Origin of the sequence: Azospirillum halopraeferens DSM 3675, assembly GCF_000429625.1 — a bacterium.
Lineage (GTDB): Bacteria > Pseudomonadota > Alphaproteobacteria > Azospirillales > Azospirillaceae > Azospirillum > Azospirillum halopraeferens.
In genome coordinates this window covers 191,450-211,242 of sequence record NZ_AUCF01000001.1, presented here as the reverse complement: position 1 = coordinate 211,242, position 19,793 = coordinate 191,450, and the positions used below count along the sequence as shown (strand labels likewise).

Annotated in this window: 15 protein-coding genes and 1 tRNA gene; 5 read left to right on the top strand and 11 right to left on the bottom strand. The window is 67.8% G+C overall.

Going from position 1 to position 19,793, the window contains the following annotated elements; translation table 11 throughout:
• The first annotated feature begins 297 nt into the window (after window positions 1-297).
• The gene (locus G472_RS0100960) at window positions 298-1,992 is read left to right on the top strand and encodes a Na/Pi cotransporter family protein (protein WP_029006855.1); all 1,695 of its coding nucleotides are present in this window, start codon (window positions 298-300) and stop codon (window positions 1,990-1,992) included.
• On the opposite strand, the gene G472_RS36635 is transcribed toward G472_RS0100960, so the two are convergent.
• Window positions 1,964-4,393, bottom strand: a complete 2,430-nt coding sequence (locus G472_RS36635) for an ATP-binding protein (RefSeq protein ID WP_051340113.1) — start codon at window positions 4,391-4,393, stop codon at window positions 1,964-1,966. The genes G472_RS0100960 and G472_RS36635 overlap by 29 nt on opposite strands.
• Before the next feature lie 290 nt (window positions 4,394-4,683).
• On the opposite strand from G472_RS36635, the gene G472_RS0100950 reads away from it, so the two are divergent.
• Entirely contained in the window at window positions 4,684-5,661 is a 978-nt protein-coding gene (locus G472_RS0100950) for a UDP-glucuronic acid decarboxylase family protein (RefSeq protein WP_029006854.1), read from the top strand.
• A gap of 9 nt (window positions 5,662-5,670) precedes the next feature.
• Here G472_RS0100950 and G472_RS0100945 read toward each other — a convergent pair whose 3' ends face one another.
• Window positions 5,671-6,150 (bottom strand): cupin domain-containing protein, encoded by a 480-nt coding sequence (locus G472_RS0100945; RefSeq protein WP_029006853.1) that lies wholly within the window; start codon window positions 6,148-6,150, stop codon window positions 5,671-5,673.
• Window positions 6,151-6,267: 117 nt separating this feature from the next.
• On the opposite strand from G472_RS0100945, the gene G472_RS0100940 reads away from it, so the two are divergent.
• Both G472_RS0100940 and G472_RS0100935 read left to right on the top strand, forming a co-directional pair.
• Complete coding sequence (locus tag G472_RS0100940; RefSeq protein WP_029006852.1) at window positions 6,268-6,906, top strand: dienelactone hydrolase family protein; 639 nt, start codon at window positions 6,268-6,270, stop codon at window positions 6,904-6,906.
• A gap of 53 nt (window positions 6,907-6,959) precedes the next feature.
• Window positions 6,960-7,775 carry an alpha/beta hydrolase gene (locus G472_RS0100935; protein ID WP_029006851.1) on the top strand — a complete coding sequence of 272 codons (816 nt, stop codon included), beginning with the start codon at window positions 6,960-6,962 and terminating at the stop codon, window positions 7,773-7,775.
• Window positions 7,776-7,793: 18 nt separating this feature from the next.
• Here the strand turns inward: G472_RS0100935 and G472_RS30575 are convergent, their stop codons facing one another.
• Together G472_RS30575 and G472_RS0100925 are read right to left on the bottom strand one after the other, a co-directional pair.
• On the bottom strand, window positions 7,794-8,585 hold the full coding sequence (locus tag G472_RS30575; RefSeq protein ID WP_425387968.1) for an RlmE family RNA methyltransferase: 792 nt from the start codon (window positions 8,583-8,585) through the stop codon (window positions 7,794-7,796).
• 4 nt (window positions 8,586-8,589) lie between these two features.
• A complete protein-coding gene (locus tag G472_RS0100925) occupies window positions 8,590-9,585 on the bottom strand; it encodes a Ppx/GppA phosphatase family protein (RefSeq protein ID WP_051340297.1) in 996 nt (331 codons plus the stop codon).
• 270 nt (window positions 9,586-9,855) lie between these two features.
• Here G472_RS0100925 and G472_RS0100920 point away from each other — a divergent pair.
• Window positions 9,856-9,929, top strand: a tRNA-Gln gene (locus G472_RS0100920).
• A gap of 23 nt (window positions 9,930-9,952) precedes the next feature.
• On the opposite strand, the gene G472_RS30570 is transcribed toward G472_RS0100920, so the two are convergent.
• The 7 genes from G472_RS30570 to G472_RS0100895 form a co-directional block, all read right to left on the bottom strand.
• Complete coding sequence (locus G472_RS30570) at window positions 9,953-10,537, bottom strand: PDDEXK family nuclease (protein ID WP_051340109.1); 585 nt, start codon at window positions 10,535-10,537, stop codon at window positions 9,953-9,955.
• 13 nt (window positions 10,538-10,550) lie between these two features.
• The gene (locus G472_RS38585; RefSeq protein ID WP_156926950.1) at window positions 10,551-11,948 is read right to left on the bottom strand and encodes a restriction endonuclease subunit S; all 1,398 of its coding nucleotides are present in this window, start codon (window positions 11,946-11,948) and stop codon (window positions 10,551-10,553) included.
• Window positions 11,945-13,396 carry a class I SAM-dependent DNA methyltransferase gene (locus G472_RS0100905; protein WP_029006848.1) on the bottom strand — a complete coding sequence of 484 codons (1,452 nt, stop codon included), beginning with the start codon at window positions 13,394-13,396 and terminating at the stop codon, window positions 11,945-11,947. Before G472_RS0100905 ends, G472_RS38585 begins: the two co-directional genes overlap by 4 nt.
• Before the next feature lie 4 nt (window positions 13,397-13,400).
• Window positions 13,401-14,288, bottom strand: coding sequence for a hypothetical protein (locus G472_RS38580; RefSeq protein WP_156926949.1), 888 nt, complete (start codon window positions 14,286-14,288; stop codon window positions 13,401-13,403).
• Window positions 14,285-17,764: a type I restriction-modification system endonuclease gene (gene hsdR / locus G472_RS0100900; protein ID WP_029006847.1), complete on the bottom strand. Its 3,480-nt coding sequence runs from the start codon at window positions 17,762-17,764 to the stop codon at window positions 14,285-14,287. Before hsdR ends, G472_RS38580 begins: the two co-directional genes overlap by 4 nt.
• A 484-nt stretch (window positions 17,765-18,248) precedes the next feature.
• A complete protein-coding gene (locus G472_RS38575; protein WP_156926948.1) occupies window positions 18,249-18,575 on the bottom strand; it encodes a DUF6968 family protein in 327 nt (108 codons plus the stop codon).
• Window positions 18,576-18,813: 238 nt separating this feature from the next.
• Window positions 18,814-19,746 (bottom strand): nickel/cobalt transporter, encoded by a 933-nt coding sequence (locus G472_RS0100895; protein WP_035690619.1) that lies wholly within the window; start codon window positions 19,744-19,746, stop codon window positions 18,814-18,816.
• Between the last annotated feature and the right edge of the window lie 47 nt (window positions 19,747-19,793).

Here is a 19,793-nt window from a genome sequence, read left to right as displayed (position 1 = left end):
GTCACGGTTCCCCCCGCCGGGACATGATCACGCTGGGACATGGGCGGTGCGCTTCCCTGGCAGTGCGGGCGCTCACCGCGGTCCGGAGCGGCAGGGCGGGCCGGCCCCGGCCCCCGCCGGGGCCGCACGGCGATTCCCGTTCATCCGCAGTCGCGGACGCCTTCGGGGGAGCTTTAACGCACCGGGCCGCGGCTTGCCAAGCGGGATGAGGCGGGCGCGGCGCGCTGCGTGCAAACAGCCGTTAACCCTTTCCTGCGATGCTCACCGGCCTTGCCGCGTGCGCATTCGGGGACGGACATGGATTTCGACGTGTGGTCCGGCCTGCTGGGAGGGCTCGCCCTCTTCATGCTGGGGCTGGACGTCATGACCAGGGCGCTGCGGGTGGTGGCCGGCGACAGCCTGCGTGACCTGCTGGGCCGTCTCACCGTCAACCGCTTCGCCGCGGTGGGCACCGGGGCGGTAGTGACGGCGGCGCTGAACTCCTCGTCGGTCACCACGGTGCTGCTGGTGGGTTTCATCTCCGCCGGCTTCCTGACGACGGCGCAGGCGATCGGCGTGGTGTTCGGCGCCAACATCGGCTCCACCATGACGGCGCAGATCATCGCCTTCGACATCGGCCGCCTGGCCCTTCCCGCCATCGCCGCGGGCGTCCTGGTGTCGTCCCTGGGGCGGCGCCAGCGCACGCGCAACCTGGGTCTCTGCGGGCTGGGCCTGGGGCTGGTCTTCTTCGGCATGGGCGTGATGAGCGATGCCATGCGGCCCCTGCGCGACGATCCCGCGTTCGTGGAGGCGCTGCGCACCCTGGAATCGGTGCCGCTGGCGGTGCTGGCCGGGGCGCTGTTCACCGCGCTGGTGCAATCCTCGGCGGCGACCACCGCCATCGTCATGACCATGGCGTCGGGCGGCCTGATGGGGTTGGAAACCGCGATCGCCGCGGCACTCGGCGCCAACATCGGCACCTGCGTCACCGCCGGCCTCGCCACCATCGGCAAACCGCCCGACGCGGTGCGGCTGTTCCTCGTCCACCTCGGCTTCAACATCGCCGGGGCCGTGGTGTGGATGCCCTTCATCGGGGAACTGGCGGACGCCGCCCGGGCCCTGTCCGGCCTGTTCGGCGGCGGCCCCGACGTGGCGCGCGAGATCGCCAACGCCCATACCCTGTTCAACGTCGCCAACACCCTGCTGTTCATCGGCTTCACGCCGCAGATCGCGCGCCTGCTGCAACGCCTGGTGCCCGACCGGCCGGTGGCGGCGCTGGAGCCCCAGCACCTCGACGCCGCCCTGCTGACGGTGCCGGCCATGGCCATGGAGGCCGCCCGGCTGGAGGTGGCCCGCTTCGGCCGCGAGGTCGCGACGCTCCAGGCCGGCGCGCTGGTGGAGCTGGAGCACCGCCTGCGCGGGCGCGGCGATGACGACGCCCCCATCCTCGCCGGTGCGCCGGTGGAGGCGACGCACCGGCTGCGCAAGAGCATCCTCGCCTACATCGCCCGCATCATGGCCGCGGACATGAGCCCGGCCAACGCCGCCGCCGCCACCGATCTGCTGCAGGCGGTGGAGCTGCTCAACTCCGTCCTGGAGGTGACGGCCACCCTGGGCCGGCCGTCCCTGACCGAGCCGGATATGCGGCGGCGCCCCCTGTCGCCGACGCTGGCCGCCGGCCTGGTGTCCCTGGGCACCGAGGTCCACCGGCACCTCTGCGCCACCATGGATGCGCTCGCCCGGCAGGATCCGGCAACTGCCGCTGCGGTGATCGCCGCCAAGCAGGAACTGCACGCCACCGTCCGCCGCCTGACCGACACCCTGTTCCGCGACCTGGTGCACGGCGACGCCCGAACCCGCACCGGCTTCACCGGGGCCATGGCGGATATCGAGCGGATCTCGCGCCTGCACCGGCTGGTGCGCAAGATCGCCAAGCTGGTGGTGCGCCCGGCCGCCCCGGTGGAACCGGCGCCGGCCCCCGCCATCACATCCGTCGCGGAAAGCGCAGGGTGAAGGTGGTCCCCTCGCCCACCCGGCTGTCCACGGCGAGGCGGCCGCGCAGCGTCTGCTGGATGATGTTGTAGACGATGTTGAGGCCCAGCCCGGTGCCGCCCCGGCCGCGGTTGGTGGTGAAGAAGGGATCGAAGATCTTGGGCAGGACCTCGGCGGGGATGCCGCGGCCGTCATCGGCGAAGACCATCTCCACCTCGTCGCCGTCCAGCGGCCGCACGCACACGCGGATGCGGCCGGATTGGCCGGGTTCGAAGGCATGGACCAGCGCATTGATGACCAGGTTGGTGATGACCTGGGCGACCGGGCCGGGGTAGCCGTCGATGACCACGCCGTCGGGGCAGTCCACCTCCACCACCGTCCCCGACGGTTTCAGCCGCGGCCCCAGGCTGACCAGCACCTCGCGGATATAGGTGCCGAAGTCGAAGGTGCGGCGGTCGTCGTGGGTCTGGTCGACGGCCACCTGCTTGAAGCTGTGGATCAGCGACGCCGCGCGGTCGGCGTTGGCCAGGATGCGCGCGGTCGCCTCGTCGGCCAGGTCCAGATAGCGCTGAAGGTCGGAACGGCGCACCGTCCCCTCGGCGAAGCGGCCGCTCAGCGCCCTGGTTTCATCGGCCAACAGGGACGCGGCGGTGACGGTGATGCCCACGGGGGTGTTGATCTCGTGGGCCACGCCGGCGACCAGCCCGCCCAGCGAGGCGAGTTTTTCCGCCTGGATCAGACTCTGCTGCGTTTCGCGCAGTTCGGCCAGCGCGGTCTCCGCCCTTTCCTTGGCGGCGCGCAGGTCGACGGCGGCGCGGTGTCGGTCGGTGACGTCGTAATGCCAGACGATGTAGGCGGGCCGGCCGTCGTACTCCATGGAGCGCACGTCCAGCAGGCACCACCAGGTCGTCCCGTCCAGGCGCCGGCGCTGCACCTCCAGCCCGCTGACCTCGCCGCGGGCACCGTACTCCTCCAGCATGCGCCGGACGTCGGCGGGATCGACGAAACTCTCGGCCACCGGCCACTCCAGGGCGGAGGGATGATCGACGATGCCGAACAGGGCGTCGAACTTGGGGTTGCTGTAGAGGCGCGCGTGGGTGTGCGCACAGATGATGGAGATGCCGACGGGGCTGGATTCCAGCATGGTGCGCCAGCGCCGCTCCTGCGCCTCGCGCTCCGCCTCCATGCGGCGGCGGACGGCGGCGTTCTCGCGGAAAACGGCGACGGTGCGGGCCATGGCCCCGATCTCGTCGCCCACCGCGGTGCCGTGGACGGGCCGGTCGTAGTCGCCGCCGGCGATGGCGTTCATGGTGTTCATCAGGCCGTTCAGGGGACGGCCGATGCTCTGCCCGATAGCCCAGGACGCGGCGGCGCTGAGGCTGAGGAACGCCACCCCCAGCAGGGCGATGCCCCAGCCGATGCGGAACAGGGCCTCGTCGAACCGCTGCTGCGCCTGCGCCTCGCGGTCGCGGCCATGGACGACCATGCTGTCGATGATGCGGGCCATGGCGCGTTGCCCGCCGTCGATCTCGCTGCCCAGTAAGCGCGCCTGCTGTTCAGTGGTGAAGCGCAGCGTCGCCAGCCCCTGGCGCAGCACCTCCACCCGTTCACGCAGGGCGTCGACGGCGTCGCGGTGGAACCCTTCGCCGGCGATGGCCCGCATCTCCAGCAGGGCCAGGTCGATGGACGTCAGCGCCGCGTCGGCCCGGTGCGCCGCCTCGGGGTCGGCGCTGAGATAATAGGCGTTGGTGGCCAGCAGAGCGTTGGCGAATCCTTCCCGCGACGTTCCCAGCAGGGGCAGCAGCGCCGGATCGCCGGACCGCACCGCCACGTCGAGGGCAGCGTAGAGCGCCGACATCTCGCCGCCGGTGCGCAGGACGGCCGTTTCGTAGTTCTGGCGCAGCCGCGTCATCAGCGTGCGCACCGCGTCGAAGCTGGCCAGGAAACGGCGCGACGCGGCCGTCAGCCGCGCCAAGTCCTCCGCCATCTCAGCGTCGGGCACCGCGGTGCTTTCCAGCTTGCCCAGCAGCGCTTCGCGCCGGCGGTCGATCTCGCCCAGCAGCTCGGTGGTGGGGGTGTGGATGTAGCGGTGCACCAGGCTTTGCAGACGGCCGACGTCGCTGTCGATGCTCACGAACAGGCGGTCGTACGCCTGCACCCGGCGCACCGCCTGCCATTCCGCCACCGTCACCGTGGCGCCGGCCCACACCAGCACCCCCAGCGCCAACGTGGCGACACCGTTCAGGACGACGATCAGGAACAGCCGCCAGCTCACCGGCACGGTGCGCAGAAGCGCGCGCGTCGTCCGGTCTCCGGCCGCGTCCGTGCCCGCGTGAACCACGGCGTCCGTTCCAGCCGTCATGGGGCGCCCGATGCCGCCGGCGCCGGCACCGGCGCGGTTGGCGCCCGCCCCGTCGCGCACGACACAACGGGCGCATGATGCGCCCGCATCATCAACGGCGCGTGTCGCGCCATCATCGACACCGATCCGTCCCCCTTCCCGCAACGTCCTTGCGAAAGTAGCGGAAATCCCTTTCCATTGCACGCGCCACCGCGGGCACAGCAGCGCGAGCGCAACCGGGCTAGACCCTTCGGCGCAGAGAACATTAAGTCTCCGTGAAGTGTTTGCCGAAAGATCCGGAATAATCCGGACACGTCCACGCACATGCGGCCCGCTGCACCAGCGGCATCCGCCAACGACGAGGGCACACCGTGAGACAGTCAGCGTCCAAGCGCGTCCTGGTGACCGGAGGCGCCGGATTTCTCGGCTCCCATCTCTGCGAACGCCTTCTGGCGCAGGGATGTGAAGTTCTTTGCGTCGATAATTACTTTACCGGGTCGCGAAACAATGTCGCACATCTGACCAACAGCCCGCGTTTCGAACTTCTTCGCCACGACGTGACGCTTCCTCTCCATGTGGAGGTGGATGAAATCTACAATCTCGCCTGCCCGGCGTCGCCCGTTCACTACCGACACGACCCGATCCATACGATGAAGACGTCGGTGCTGGGGGCCATCAACATGCTGGGTCTGGCCAAGCGGCTGAACGCCCGCATCCTCCAGGCGTCGACGTCGGAAGTCTACGGCGATCCGTCGGTCCACCCGCAGCCGGAAACCTATCGCGGCGACGTCAATCCGATCGGGCCGCGCGCCTGCTACGACGAGGGCAAGCGCTGCGCCGAGACGCTGTTCTTCGATTATCACCGCCGCCACGGGGTGGAGATCAAGGTCGCGCGGATCTTCAACACCTACGGCCCCCGCATGCACCCGGAGGACGGCCGCGTCGTGTCCAACTTCATCGTGCAGGCCCTGCGCGGGGACCCCATCACCATCTATGGCGACGGCACGCAGACCCGCTCCTTCTGCTATGTCGACGACCTGATTGACGGGTTCCTGGCCCTGATGGACAGCCCGGCGGCGGTGACCGGTCCGGTCAACCTGGGCAACCCCGGCGAGTTCACCATGCTGGACCTGGCGGAGAAGGTGCTGAAGCTCACGGGATCATCGTCGCGAATCATCCATCGGGAGTTGCCGCAGGACGACCCCCGGCAGCGCCGGCCGGACATCACCGTGGCGCGCACGGTGCTGGGCTGGCGGCCGCGGGTGCCGCTGGACGCAGGCCTGAAGCGCACCATTGCCCATTTCGACGCGCTGCTGGGCCGCCCCGGCCTGCGCACGGCCGCGGAATAGCGGCCCCTTTTACCAGGGTGTGCCGTCGCGGTGGACGAACCGCCCATCGCGCACCAGCATGTCCACGCCCGGGTAATCCACCGCGTCACCACCGGTGCGGTCACCGACCTCCAGGTACACGGCGGTCGTGCCCCCGCGGTTGATGAGGTGGTGCCCGTTGGGCTCCCCGGCGGGAAAGCCGGCGCACATGCCGGGCCGCAGGGTGTGCTCGCCGGTGTCGGTGACCAGGACCAGTTCCCCTTCCAGCACGTACACGAACTCGTCCTGCCGGGTGTGCCAGTGGCGCAGGGCCGAGGCCGCTCCCGGCTCCAGCCGTGTGAGATTCACGCCGAAGTTGGTGAGGCCGAAGGAATCCCCCAGCCGGACCTTCGCACGGCCGGCCACCACATGCCGGAACGGTTCGGGATACAGGGTTGCCCCCATCGGCCCGCGCAGCGCTGCCGCGTCGAGAACCGCCGGCCGCGCCGCGGCCGGTGTGTCGGATGCCATGATGCCCTCCTCCCGGTTTACACTGGCGTCAGGATCGCCCGGAGCGCACCGGGCGTCAAACGGGGACGCTTGGTCCGCCCCCCTTGTTGGATGCGGGAACGGAAGAGGGAGCCACGCATGGAACGGGAGGTTCGCATCGACCCGCTCGGGTTGGAGGGAACGTTGGCGCTGCCGCAGGACACCGGCCCCGTCATCGTGTTCGCCCATGGTGGCGGCAGCAACCGCCACAGTCCGCGCAACCGCCGCGTTGCCGAGGTTCTGCAACAGGCCGGGTTCGCGACGCTGCTGTTCGATCTGCTGACGCCGGAGGAAGCGACGGATCCGGCGAACGTCTTCGACGTGCATCGGCTGGCCGAACGCCTGATCCTCGCCACCCGTTACGTGCACGGCCTCCCCGGCGGCGCCGGCCGGCCCGTCGGCTATTTCGGCGCCTCCACCGGGGCCGCCGCCGCGCTGATCGCCGCCGCCCGCGTGGCCGAGCACGACCGCGTCGGCGCCGTCGTCTGCCGCGGCGGCCGCCCCGACCTGGCGGAGGTGTGGCTGGACGGCGTCAGTGCCCCCACCCTGCTGATCGTCGGCGGCAACGACGGCCCGGTGGTCGAACTGAACCGCCAGGCCCTGGAGCGCCTGCACGGCATCAAGGCGTTGCAGGTGGTGCCGGGGGCCGGCCACCTGTTCGAGGAAACCGGAACACTCGACATCATGGCGGCGTCCGCCCGTGCCTGGTTCGACACCCACCTTCGCACTACCGCCTGAGGACGGCGGGTGTCGCTCTGGACTTTTGCTGCATCGCAACATAGTTTCGGGTCATGCCCACGCTCGAACTCATATCCCGTCGCCCCGCCGCCGCCGCGCCGGTGCGCCGCCCGCCCCTGTTGTTCGTTCACGGTGCCTTCTGCGGCGCCTGGATATGGGACGCCACGTTCCTGCCCTGGTTCGCCGAACGGGGCTGGGAGGCACACGCCGTCAGCCTGCGCGGGCACGGCGGCAGCGACGGCCACGATGGCCTGCGCTGGCACGGTGTGTCGGACTATGTGGAGGACGTGCTCGCCACCATCGACCGCCTGTCCGAACCACCGGTGCTGATCGGCCACTCCATGGGCGGGCTGGTGATCCAGCGCGCCCTGTTGCGGCGCAGTGCGCCGGCGGCCGTGCTGATGGCCTCGACCCCGCCCCATGGCCTGATGGAGGCGTCGCTGGGCTTCGCCTTGCGCGATCCCTACGCCTTCCAGCAGATGGGTGTCCTGATGGCTTGCGGATCGCGCCACGTGGACCCCGAGGGCATCCGGCGGGCCATGTTCTCCGACCGCATGCCGCACGCGGAGGCTGAGCGCTACGAACCGCTGCTTCAGGAGGAGAGCCAGCGGGTGCTGTTCGAGACCATGGGCTGGAACCCGTTTCCGGCGATCTACGACCGCACCATCCCGTCCCTGGTGATCGGGGCCGAGCGGGACATCCTGATCCCGCCCGACCACGTCACCAGCACCGCGCGGCTGTTCGGCACCGATCCGGTCATCATGCCCGGCCGCGGTCACGCGATGATGCTGGAACCCGGCTGGGACGAAGTCGCCGGCCTCATCCACGACTGGCTGGAACGCACGCTGGCCCTGCGCGACGCGGCCTGAACGGACGGGCGGAGGGCGTCAGCCCTCTTCCCCGTCGTCGCCGTCCGGGGCCGGCGTGCCGGCGCCGGTGCCGCGGAAGCCCATGGCGACGATGTAGGTTTCCGAGGAATCGGCGCGGCTGGCCGGCGGCTTGGCATGGCGCACGGTGGCGAAGTCACGCTTCAGCCGGTCGAGGAGCGAGCGTTCCGCGCCGCCCTGGAACAGCTTGCACACGAAGGCGCCGCCTGGCTCCAGCACCTCCTCGGCGAAGTCGTAGGCGGCCTCCGCCAGGGCCATGATGCGCAAATGGTCGGTCTGGTGGTGGCCGGTGGTGGGGGCGGCCATGTCGCTCAGCACCAGGTCGGCGGGGCCGCCCAGCGCCTCCTTCAGGCATTCCGCCGCGCCCTCCTCCAGGAAGTCCGCCTGCATGGTCGTCGCCTCGGGCAGCGGGTCCATGGGCAGGATGTCCAGGCCGACCACCTTGGCACCGGTCTGCGACGGGCGCACGCGGGCGACCGCCACCTGGGTCCAGCCGCCGGGGGCGGCGCCCAGGTCGACCACCCGTTTGCCCGGCGCCAGCAGGTGGAACTTCTCGTCCAGTTGCAGCAACTTGAAGGCGGCGCGCGAGCGGTAGCCGCGCTTGCGCGCCTCGGCCACGTAGGGGTCGTTCAACTGGCGCTCCAGCCAGCGCGTGGAGGACAGGGAGCGCTTGCCGGCGGTCTTGACGCGGACCGTGGCCCGCCGCCCGCCCGGCCGCGTATCGGTCGGCTTCTGTGGCATCTCGTTTCCGTTTCCTTCGCACCCGCCCGGCGGAGCGTCCGCCGGCGGCACTGCTTCAGACCTGGTCCGCGCCGATGAGGTCGACCAGGATTCCCTCCCGCAGGCCCCGGTCGGCGATGCGCAGGCGGTCCACCGGACAACAGTCGCAGATGGCCTCCAGCACCGCGCAGCCGGCGACCACGAGGTCGGCGCGTTCGGGTCCGATGCAGGGATGCCCTGCCCGGCCGGCGAAGTCCAGCGTCACCAGCGATTCGATGATCGATCGCGCGTCGGACAGGCCGAGGAAGCGGCCGTCCACCGCCCGCCGGTCGTAGCGGGGCAGGCCGAGGTGCACCCCGGCCAGCGTCGTCACCGTGCCCGAGGTGCCCAGCAACTGCACCCGTCCGCCGGCGTGCCGTTCGGTGATGGCGTTGCGCGCCGCGAACGGGCCGATGTGCTCCGCGACCTCCTCCACCATGGCGCGGTAGCGGGCCGGCGGGATGTGGTCGCCGCCGTAGCGTTCGGCCAGGCCGATGACGCCGCAGCGGACGGAGATCTGGTCGATCAGGCGCGGCCGCCGCCCCGGCGCCACCTCCAGCCACATCAGCTCGGTGGAGCCGCCGCCGATGTCGAAGACCAGCGCATAGGGGATGGCGGGATCGAGCAGGGAGGCGCAGCCGGCGATGGCCAGCCGCCCCTCCTCCTGGCTGGAGATGATCTCGATGGCGATGCCGGTTTCCCGTTCCACCGCGTCGACGAAGCTTCCGCAGTTCCGCGCCCGCCGGCAGGCTTCGGTGGCGACGGCGCGGACCGCGGTGACGCCGCGGCGCTCGATCTTGGCGCCGCAGATCCGCAGGGCGTCGAGCGCGCGTTCCATGGCCCGCTCGCTCAGCCGTTCGCTGCGGCTCAGCCCTTCGCCCAGGCGCACGATGCGGGAAAAGGCGTCGATCACCCGGAAGCCGCCGGGAATGGCGCGGGCGATCAGCAGGCGGCAGTTGTTGGTGCCGAGGTCCAGCGCCGCGAACACCGGCCGGCGCGCCGCAGCGGGCCCTTTCCTGTCGTCTGCGTCCACCACCAGTGTCACCGCGCCTCCCGTCCTTCCCCGTGCGTCCTTGGCCGGCCGCCTTCGTTGCGGACCCGCCGGCCCGCATCGGAAAGGCCGCCAGTTTAGCCTTTCCGGCCGGCCGGGCGAAGAGCCGCTTTCGAAGGGGGTGCATCGGGCGGCGGCGGTGCCGAGGGGAAAAAAAGGCTTCACAATCCACACTCTCGGTGCTACAAGCCCGCCCACACCGAGACGCGGCGAAACGCCGCTGCCGCCCCTCACCGGGCCGGCATCCCGGATTGGGGGATCGTCTAGCGGTAGGACAGCGGACTCTGACTCCGCCAGCCTAGGTTCGAATCCTAGTCCCCCAACCACTTTCTCCAAACGTCCGGTACTTTCAGGAGCTTACGGGCTGCGCGCACCCCGGCCGGCCCGGAATGACCGAGCGTGGCGAAGTTGACCACCTCTCCCTGCGATCCGGCGTCTGGTACTGGCGGCGACGGTGCCCGCGCGCTCTTCCCTGCGGTAATCGTCGGACAACATACGAGATGCGGTTGATCTGCTTGACCGCGTGCCGGTCGTAATCGGTGAAGTCGCCGGCGATGCACAGCAGGCGCGGCGCCGACCACTCCACCGCCTTGGCCGCGTCGGTGCCCGGCGTCTCCATCACCAGCCACTGGAACTCCTTGCGGTGGTCGAGCAGCCAGTCGAGGTGGAAGAGCTGCTGGCTGATGATGTTCTCGTTGATGGTGCGATTGTACTCGATGATCACCGGGCAGCCGTACTCGTCGATGCCCAGCGCGTCGATGCGCCCGCCGTGCGCCTTGCCCGTCACGTACTCGCCGGCGAGGAAGCGCACGCCGAGCAGCGCTTCCAGGTTCGCCTCGAACAGCGTTTGCAGTGACTTCTCGATGCTGGCCGACTTGGTCGGCAACTCGGCGAAGCCGGTAGGGGTGACGCGGAACACCTTGATGTCGGACATGGGCGCCGCCCCCTCAGCCCGCCCTGCGAGGACGGCCGCGCCGCGGCTTCTCCCCCGCCGCCGCGCGCTCGGCCCGGATGCGCTCCAGCAGCACCGAGGCCGGCTCGTCGTTCGGATCCTGCGGCACCAGCTCGCCCCGGAACGCCTTGGCGAGGATCGATTGGTCGAGGGTGGAGAGGCGGTCAAACATTGATTCAACCCCAGCTCCGAAAGCTTCAATCTTCGCCAATGCAGATTCTATGCAGTCAACGATTTCCTGCATCTCGCCGGAATGGACCGGAAGCGGTACAGGAGTTGCGAGTACGTCTCCCTGATTGATACTGGCTTGGTTGACAGCCCACTTTGCATTGCTTAACAAGGCCTTGCGTCCTGCTGGCGATTTCAGAAAGTACGCAACATAACGCGCAGGAACGTCGCCTTTAACGCGCAAGCGCATCATGTTACTCTCAAAAACAGCAGGAACGTGCCGCTCGGAGACAACCATGCACTTTCCGAGGTGAGATGGAGCATTGACCCGATTGATGACAATGTCGTTGACCGAAAGGCCGTAAACCTCCCGCTCCGAGCTACTCAGCTCCACCTTTTTGAACTCAACTGCGGCGCTGCTAGAATAATCTTGGAAGTTGTCGATCCTTAAAATAGGGTGTCCGGCGCCGTACTTGCTCTTTGGCAGGTACAGGCCGTTTTGAGGCCCGGAGGACACTAGGTCCTGCATCGCCGCCCACTTCCATTCGTGGGGAATCGGATACGGCCCCTCACCCGGCTCTAAGTCACGTCCATCATTCCCTTGATCTTTCGCCGTCAGATCGCCACGGAAGGCGGCGGCGAGGATGGATTGGCGGTAGCGGTCGATGAGCGCCGGCAGAGCGCCCAGCGCCTCGCGCGCCCGGCGCGAACGCGCCGTCAGTGCCTCGATCTTCTCGACAATGCGGCGCTGTTCGGCGAGGGGCGGAAGCGCGACCGGCGCCGCCTCCACGTCAGAATCGCGAACAGCTGGATACAGAGATCCATCCATCGACGACCCAATGGATTTGGCAAATTCCTCAGTGAGAACCCAAAGGCGCAAGTAATTTGACAGAATACCCGCTGAGGGCCGGAGAACAGCTATTCCTGTAGACGTCAGGGATCCATCGAACTCCGCTGGCACCTCGGCGATGTTTTTCAAATAAGGCCGTACCGTTGAGTACAACACATCGCCACGGGCAACAACTCGGCGAGCCCGTGACGGTGCATTCTTTCCGGAAAAAATCTTAATGCTGCTGATTGTATGCGTTACGTTATCGATGGCGCCAATGTCGATGTACCGAAAAGTTGCTTCTGGATCGTGAGTTGGATCCACAGTGCGATAAGGACGGGTTACCTCTCCGATTGTCGTTTCAACCCACCCCGCCGGCAGTTCCCGCCCGCTCATTCCGCTGCCTCCGCCACGGCACCATCGGCGTCCTCGTCCGACCCCAGCATGTCCGTCAGCGCCTCCATCTCCTCCAGCGCGGTGCGCAGGGTGTCGATGATCTCGGCGGCGATCACGTCGGGTTCGGGCAGCGCGTCGTCGGCGCCTTCGTCGCGCAGCCACGTGACGTCCAGGTTGTCGCCGCGCGCGGCGATCTGCTCGCGGGTGAACCGGCGGAAGCGGCCCTGCTCGCCCTCATCCGTGCGCGGCGCCTTGCCCAGCGGGTCGGGGCCGAAGGCGGCCTCGAAGTCAATGAAGTGCTCGCGCGTCAGCGGGCGGGTCTTGCCGAACTGGGGCATGTTGGAGCGCAGGTCGTAGACCCAGACGTCCGCGGTGTTGCCCTTGTCGGTGCGGCCGCGCGTGAAGAACAGAACGTTGGTCTTGACGCCCTGGCTGTAGAAGATGCCGGTGGGCAGGCGCAGGATGGTGTGCAGGTCGCACTTGTCCATCAGGTCGCGGCGGATGTCGCGGCCGGTGTTGTCCTCGAACAGCACGTTGTCGGGCAGCACCACCGCGGCGCGCCCACCGGGCTTCAGCCCCCGGTAGATGTGCTGAAGGAAGGCCAACTGTTTGTTGGAGGTGGGATAGGTGAAGTCGTCACGCGACGGCAGGCCGCCGCCCTTCTTGGTGCCGAAGGGCGGGTTGGTGAGGATCAGGTCGGCCTTGTGCAGCCGCGTCCCCTGCTCCGACAGCGCGTCGCCGAGCTGCAGGTCGCCCGACACGTCGTGCAGCATCAGGTTCATCAGCCCCAGCCGGTGGGCGTCCGGCACCAGCTCCATGCCGTAGAAGGCGTTGTGGCGCTGGAAGTACTGCTCGGCCTCGGTCAGGTCCCACAGGTCGTTGGTGTGCGCCTTGATCCAGCGGTCGGCGGCGATCAGGAAGCCGCCGGTGCCCGCCGCCGGGTCCTGCACGTACTCGCCCGCCTTCGGCTGCATCAGCGCGACCATGGAGTCGATCAGCGGGCGCGGCGTGAAGTACTGCCCCGCCCCCGACTTCTTCTCGGTCGCGTTGCGCTCCAGCAAGCCCTCGTACATGTTGCCGAGGCCTTCCTCGCGCGCCGAGTACCAGTCCAGCCCGTCGATGGCCTCCACCAGCGCCTTGAGGATGCGCGGCTGGCGCAGCGAGGTCTGCGCGTTCTGGAAGATCGCCTGCACCTGCGCCGAGCCGTAAGTTCCCAAGTGGATCAGGAGCTCCTTATAAAAGGTGAGCTGCTCCACCCCCTGGTGTTTGCGGATGTCGGCCCAGCGGTGATGCTCGGGCAACTGGTCCTCCGCGCCGGTCTCCGCCGCCATCTTGAGGAAGATCAGGTAGGTCAATTCCGTCACGTACTGGTGGTACGTGATCCCGTCATCCCGCAGGATGTGGCAGAGATTCCAGAGCTTGGCGACGATGTCGGTGGTGGCGGTCATACTGCTACAACCCATCATAGTAAGAAACCAATTGCCGACAGAACCCTATCCCAGGACCACCACTAAACATCTGTCCAAGCTTCTTGGAAAGTGGCCGCGCTCGCCCGCCGTCACCCCTCGTTTCACCAGACACGTCCATCCGATGAAATAGCCACACAGCCTCAAATTCACCTATATGATGAACCAAATGTTGATCCACTGAAAGCGCAATATCATCGATCAACCCCAACCATCTTTGCATTCTTTTTTCACTTATCCTCTCTGTATTATCAAAGCTCATAACCAATGGATCTCTAAATCTACTTAACGGCCTTCCGAAGCTATGCCCGACAGAGTTTCTAAATTTCCTTATACTCTCCAATTCTCCAATGTTTTTATTTATCACCTCCGGCACGACACCAAATATATTTTTGTAGTTGGATGCCCTCTTTGGCCACTCACCTTTCGTGCAAGAGTTTACGAGGCTGGTGTTGTCTTCTCTTATCCCGACCTTTACCCAGTGGACGCCATCAATAATTCTTGTCTTCCCATGACGAACGGCAGGATCAGAAAGGAGCGCAAGCTCAACGACAGACTGAATATACATTTCCAAGTATGAACATGCCGACATTATGACGGAAAGCCGCGCCCAATTGCCGAAATCATTAAAATGCTTGGTCCATTCAGATGGACGATCATGAACCCTCCGAAGGTTTGGCCCAGAAACATGGAACAGGGATCTTGGGCTTACTCCGCCACTTTTTCTTACAATATGCTTACAATACTCCGATGCCGGAACAAACGACCAATACCAGTGATTAAGTTCTGTGTGGTGCGCCTTGAATACGCGATGAGCCCATGTATTTCCCAGCCATAACCCGTATCGGTTAAAATTTGCGCCTCGCTTCTTCACCCAAACTTCTCCCAAATCCTCTCGTTGATCTCTCCGAGGATCGCCTCCAGCCGCCCGTCGAATACCCGATTGAGCCGGACAAAGCCCCCGCCCTGCTGGCGGAACTCGCCCTGGTCCAGAGTCTCGCGGTCTATAACGACCTCCTTCTTCATCTGCCGGGCGATCCGCTCCAGCCATTGCCGCTGCGCCGCCGTCCAGCTTCGGCTGGATAGCACCCGCCGCATGGCGCGGTCCACACGCTCGTCGTACGGGATCAGCGGGTCGCCCAGCGCCGCCTGGCGGATGTAGCCGATGATCGACGCGGCGATGTCGGCGTTGGTGGCGTCGCGGAAGGCGGCGCGCAGTTCCGACTCGCCGAAGCCGTCCTGCTCCAACCGCAGCCGCACCTCGCGAAGCTGCGCGCGGGTCAGGTCGCGCGGGGCGTTGGCAACGGCGGCGAGCGCCGGGATGCGGTTGAGGTTCTCGGTCAGGTAGCGGCGGAAGCTGGCGAGATAGTCCTCGGGCCGGGTGATGCCGGGGCCGTAGCCGGTCTCCTCGTGGCGGAACTCGTCGGTGCCGGTGTAGAGCGGCACGTGGATCGGGTCGTCGCCGATGCGGGTGTCCAGCATCTCCATCAGCGCGCGGTGGCCGAGGAGCAGGCGCGCGGCCTCCTCGGGCGGGGCGTCGCGCAGGCGGCGGATGAAGCCGTCGGGGTCGGTGCCGGCCAGCTCGCGGAAGCGCCGCGCGCCGGCGTCGGTCAGGCGGCGCTTCTTGCGGTGCAGCTTGGCGACGATCTGGCCAACCAGCCAGCGCGCTTGGCTCGCCCGGCGGTCCTCCGCCTCCGGCGGGCCGGCGAAGGGGGCCTGGCCCTCCTCCGCGAAGCCGGTGGGCGGCGCCGCATCCACCGGCGTGCCGGTGGCCTCGGCCAGTTCCCCCATCAGCAGGGCGAAGGTGATGTTGGGGTTCGCCACGACGGGCCGCATCTCCGTCAGGTCCTGCATGGCGGCGTAGAGGCCGACGGCGTCGAAGATGCGGAAGGCGGTCTTGTGCTGGCCGGGGCCGAACAGGTCCTCGCACAGGCGGGTGCCGCGGCCGATCATCTGCTCGTACAGGATGCGGCTGCCGACCCGGCGGATGAAGACGAGGTTGACGATCTTCGGCACGTCGATGCCGGTGGTCAGCAGGTCGACGGTGACCGCGACCTTGGGCAATTCCTCGTTCTTGAAGCGGCGGATCTGCTGCATCGGCTGGTCGGACTTGCCGGTGATCTTCGCCACCGAATCGTCCTCGACGGCGCCGTAGCGCGCGGCGAAGGCCGCCTTGAGCGCGCCGACGACGATGTCGGCGTGCCGGTCGGTGGCGCAGAACACCAGGGTCTTGCCGGGCAGGCCGGGGTCGATGTGCCCGGCCAGCCATTCAGCGATGATGCGGTTGAAGTCCGGCGTGATGACCTTGCGGTTGAAATCCTCGACGTCGAACCGCACCTCGTCCGGCAGGTGGATGAGGTCGAGCTGGCCCGTGCGGGTGTCCAGCACGTCCACGGCCGCGCCCGCGCCCCAGTGGATGCCCTCCTGGCTGAGCGCGGTGTGGGCGCGCAGCGGCGGCTCGTGGTCCACCAGCCAGCCGTCGATCACCGCCTCCTGGTAGGTGTAGCGGAAGGCCGGCTCGCCGAAGATCTCCACCGTGTGCAGGGCCGGCGTGGCGGTCAGGCCGATCTTCACCGCATCGAAACGGTCGAGCACCCGCCGGTACTTGGAGATGTAGTCGCCCTGGTCGCGGAAGCGGATCTCGTCCTCGGCCATCTCGCGGTCGAGCAGGTAGCCGCGGTGGCACTCGTCCACCACGATGCAGTCGTACTGGTCGATGGGCGGCGGATCGTCGCTGTAAAGGATGCGCTTGACCAGTGCCTGAACGGTGGCGATGTGCAGCTTGGTCTCGGGATCGGGGGCGATCTCGCCCGGGTCCTTCACCGCGAAGATGTCGGCGAAGACCCGGTGGTGTTCCATCCGCGTTTCCTTGAACGCGTTGCCGGCCTGCTCGCCCAGCGCCGTGCGGTCCACCAGGAACAGGATGCGGCGGAAGCGTTGCGCCTTCAGCAGGCGGTAGACCAGCGCGATGCAGGTCTTGGTCTTGCCGGTGCCGGTCGCCATGGCCACCAGAACCTCGCGCCGGCCGGCGGCGATCGCCTCCTCGATCCGGCGGATGGCGCGCTCCTGGTAGTTGCGGAGCGGGAAGTTGAAGGCGAAGGGGTCGCGCGCCAGCCGCTCGTGCGCCGCGCGCGGGTCGTTGCGCAGCAGCTCCAGCAGGCCGGACGGGGTGTACCAGCCGTCCAGCGCCTTGCGCAGGTTGTCCGGGTGGCGGGCGTCGCGGAACCATGTGCCGGACGCCGTCTCGAACTGCCGCAGGAAGGGGCGGCCGTTGGTGGCGAACAGGAACGGCACGCGGATAGCGCCCCACGGACCTTCCCCGGGTGGCGCCGCGTCGCCGTGGGAGACGAAGCCCTCGGCGTAGCGGCGCGCTTGGTCGATGGCGGCCGGGACGTCGGCGTTGCAGCGCTTGGCCTCCACCACGGCCACGGCGGTTAGCCCGGCGAAGAGCACGTAATCGGCCGGACCGTTCCCTGTCGGCCATTCCGCAATGGCAAGGTTGCGCCCCTTCTGCGGACGGACGCCGGCCGTGAAGGCGAGGCTCTCGCTGTCGGCCTCCCACCCCGTTTCGCGGAGTTGTGCATCAATCAGGCGGCGGGTCTCGCGCTCGTCCAGGTCGATGCCCCGGCCGACCTCCTGCGCGAATTCGACCCGGTGCTGGATCGCTTCGGGCGCTTCGGCGGCGGCGCTGGCCTGGGCGGTTGCCAGTTCCGCTTCCAGGCGCGCACGGTCGGCCTCCGCCTCCTGCGCCAGCCGCTCCCACTCCAGCCGTTCGGCCTCGGCGCGAGTGGCGCGCTCCTCGGCGGACAGGCGCCGTTCGGCTTCGGCCCGGGCCTCGGCCGCGATGCGCCCGTGCGCCGACTGCTGTTCCGCAACCGCCTGGCGCAACCGCTCCAGCTCGGCCTTCAGCGCTGCACCCTCGGCGCGCGGATCGGGCGGCGGCACGAAGGGGCCCGGGGCAAACGCGCGGTCGCCCGTGACGGTGCGATGAAACCAGACACCCAACGTGCGCGCGTGCTTCAGGCAGGACAGCGCGGTCGCGTGGTCGCCGTCCAGGTCATGGGCGGCGGCGTTGCCGGCCTTGCGGATGAAGTGGAAGAGGTCTCCGACCTCGCGCGTCAGGGCGCCGCGGTCGCGCAGGCGGCGCAACAGGTCCGCCTGCTTCTCCTCGGGTGACGTCCACAGCCCGAGCTTCGCCGCGGTGATTTGGGCCAGGAGTTCAGCGAACTGGCGCAGCTTGATGATGGTGGTGTTGGCATCATCGGCGAAGAAGCGCTCGGCCAGCGCCCCCAATCGGTCGAGCTGGGCATCATGCCGTGCCAGAAACGCGAAGTTGACCGAACGCGCCACCGCTGCCTCCCGGAGAGCACACGACTATACGGCTCGACGCTAGGCGTGTCACTGATCGAATGCGATCAAGAGTTGATCGCTCTTCAGGCGCCATCGCGGATTATTGAGTTCGTAAGCTTATAGCTCCTCAGTGGCGAAAGCTTCATGAGACGAACTGCAGCCACCCCGGTGCCCAAGCCGGTGCCCCTTCCCTGGTGCCCATCCAGCGCCTATAATCAGCAGAGCCGCGGCGGAACCGGCTTTCTGAGCGGTCGTGACGAAGCGGGTGGACGGGATTTCAGAATCCCGGTCCCCCAACCAACACTTCTGAGAATCCCATTCGCAGCAAGGCTTTGCGCCCCGCGACCGGCGTGCCGCCCCGTCATCGGCGTGACCCGGCCAACCGTGTGTGCCAAACGCCTGTGCCGGACGGTCCCGCCGCGCCCCTCCCGGCCCGGAGACCGGCTTGGCTGTGCTTCGGCGCCGATGCACACCAGCCTCATCGTCAGCCCTCCGGCGGTGAATACCATCGTCCGGCGGGCGTGAACCGATTGATGACGTCATCGAACCCGGGAAGACCCAAACATTGGCTGCCGAGCCATGTCACCTCGGCTTCCCAATCCTGTAGTTTCAAATGTGCATCGGTCATGGCGTTCAGCAACGCCTGCACACGGTCAATGCCCATGGCATAGCCACGACGACACTTCAATAGTGAGGAAATTTCGTACTCGCAACGGAAATCTTCACCGTCCGGTCGGGGAATGAAAAACCGGCATATAATGTCGTGTCCTTCCGACTCGAATACCCTCTCTGCAACGATATTATCATCCATTTCATTCTCCGATTTTTGGAAAGATACACAGGCTGACTTTCGTTGTCAGTCACCTTGCTGCATTCCGGAGCATCGCGCCTGATATCCACATCGAGGCTTGCGTCGGCGGGTTCGGCCCGGTTCTCCATAGCTGTCGATCAGATAGGCCGACCGGTCGATATCATCATCCCCGACACGCACATCGGCCGGTTCATCGTCCTGCTGCCGGCTCCGCAGCCGCCCTCCGTCCCGCGCCCCTTCACCGGAACGGTGCGGCCACCGGCTGGAAGGATGCGCCGAGCAGCACGGCGCCGAGCCCGAGCAGCACGACCCCGCCGGTAACGGCCAGGGCGGTTTCCGCGTGGCGGAACCAGCGGATGCGGTCGGACACCAGGGACAGGGCCAGATGGCGGGAGGCCACCGCCGCCACCGCCAGTGCGGAGACGGTCAGCGCCGTCCCCACGGCCATCGCCAGGGTCGCGACGACGCCCGCGGCGAAGATCCCCAGCGCCTGGCCGAACGCCAGCACGATCAGCGCGCCGCTGCACGGCCGCACCCCCACGGACGCCACCACCGCCACGGACCGCCGCCATGATCCGGCGTCCGGCGGCGGCGGGGCGTGGCCGTGCCCGCACCCGGCGTGTCCGCAGCCTGCGTGGTCGTGGTCATGGTCGTGGTCCTGTCCATGACCATGGCCGGCACGCGGGAAGAGGCGGCGCGCGGCGGACCACAGCATGGCCGCACCGATCGCCATGACCAGCGCGTAGCCCACGCGCTCCAGCACCGTTGCCACGGGTTGCGCGTCGCGGCCGGCGGCGCCGAAGACGTGCACCACCACCAGCACCAGAACGATGGCCGTCACCGCCTGCATCAGCGACGACGCCCAGGCCAGCACCAATCCGTGGCGCAGCCGCCGGCTGTCGGCCAGCATGTAGGCGGCGATGACCGCCTTGCCATGGCCGGGACCGGCGGCGTGAACGATGCCATAGAGGAAGCCCACGGCGATCAGCCCGCCGGCTGCCAGCGGCCCGTCGTCGCGCACCGTACGCACCGCCGCGGCGAGCGCGCGGTTCAGCTCCGCCTGCCGGCGTTGAATCATCAGCATTGCGTCGTTCCACAGGCCGGCGGCGTCGAAGATGACGGCGGCGGTCGCCAGCAACGTGAGGCTTACGAGAACCAGGGCACGGGACATGGCAGGGAGGACGGTGATGGAAGGGGAACCGGCGGAACGCGACGGAC

Coding starts and splice junctions, on each gene's coding strand:
- G472_RS30570 (WP_051340109.1), bottom strand. CDS start 10,537: ATGTCCGACATCAAGGTGTTCCGCGTCACCCCTACCGGCTTCGCCGAG.
- G472_RS38585 (WP_156926950.1), bottom strand. CDS start 11,948: ATGAGCGGGCGGGAACTGCCGGCGGGGTGGGTTGAAACGACAATCGGA.
- G472_RS38575 (WP_156926948.1), bottom strand. CDS start 18,575: ATGGATGATAATATCGTTGCAGAGAGGGTATTCGAGTCGGAAGGACAC.
- G472_RS0100960 (WP_029006855.1), top strand. CDS start 298: ATGGATTTCGACGTGTGGTCCGGCCTGCTGGGAGGGCTCGCCCTCTTC.
- G472_RS0100935 (WP_029006851.1), top strand. CDS start 6,960: ATGCCCACGCTCGAACTCATATCCCGTCGCCCCGCCGCCGCCGCGCCG.
- G472_RS0100895 (WP_035690619.1), bottom strand. CDS start 19,746: ATGTCCCGTGCCCTGGTTCTCGTAAGCCTCACGTTGCTGGCGACCGCC.
- G472_RS0100945 (WP_029006853.1), bottom strand. CDS start 6,150: ATGGCATCCGACACACCGGCCGCGGCGCGGCCGGCGGTTCTCGACGCG.
- G472_RS0100940 (WP_029006852.1), top strand. CDS start 6,268: ATGGAACGGGAGGTTCGCATCGACCCGCTCGGGTTGGAGGGAACGTTG.
- G472_RS0100905 (WP_029006848.1), bottom strand. CDS start 13,396: ATGACCGCCACCACCGACATCGTCGCCAAGCTCTGGAATCTCTGCCAC.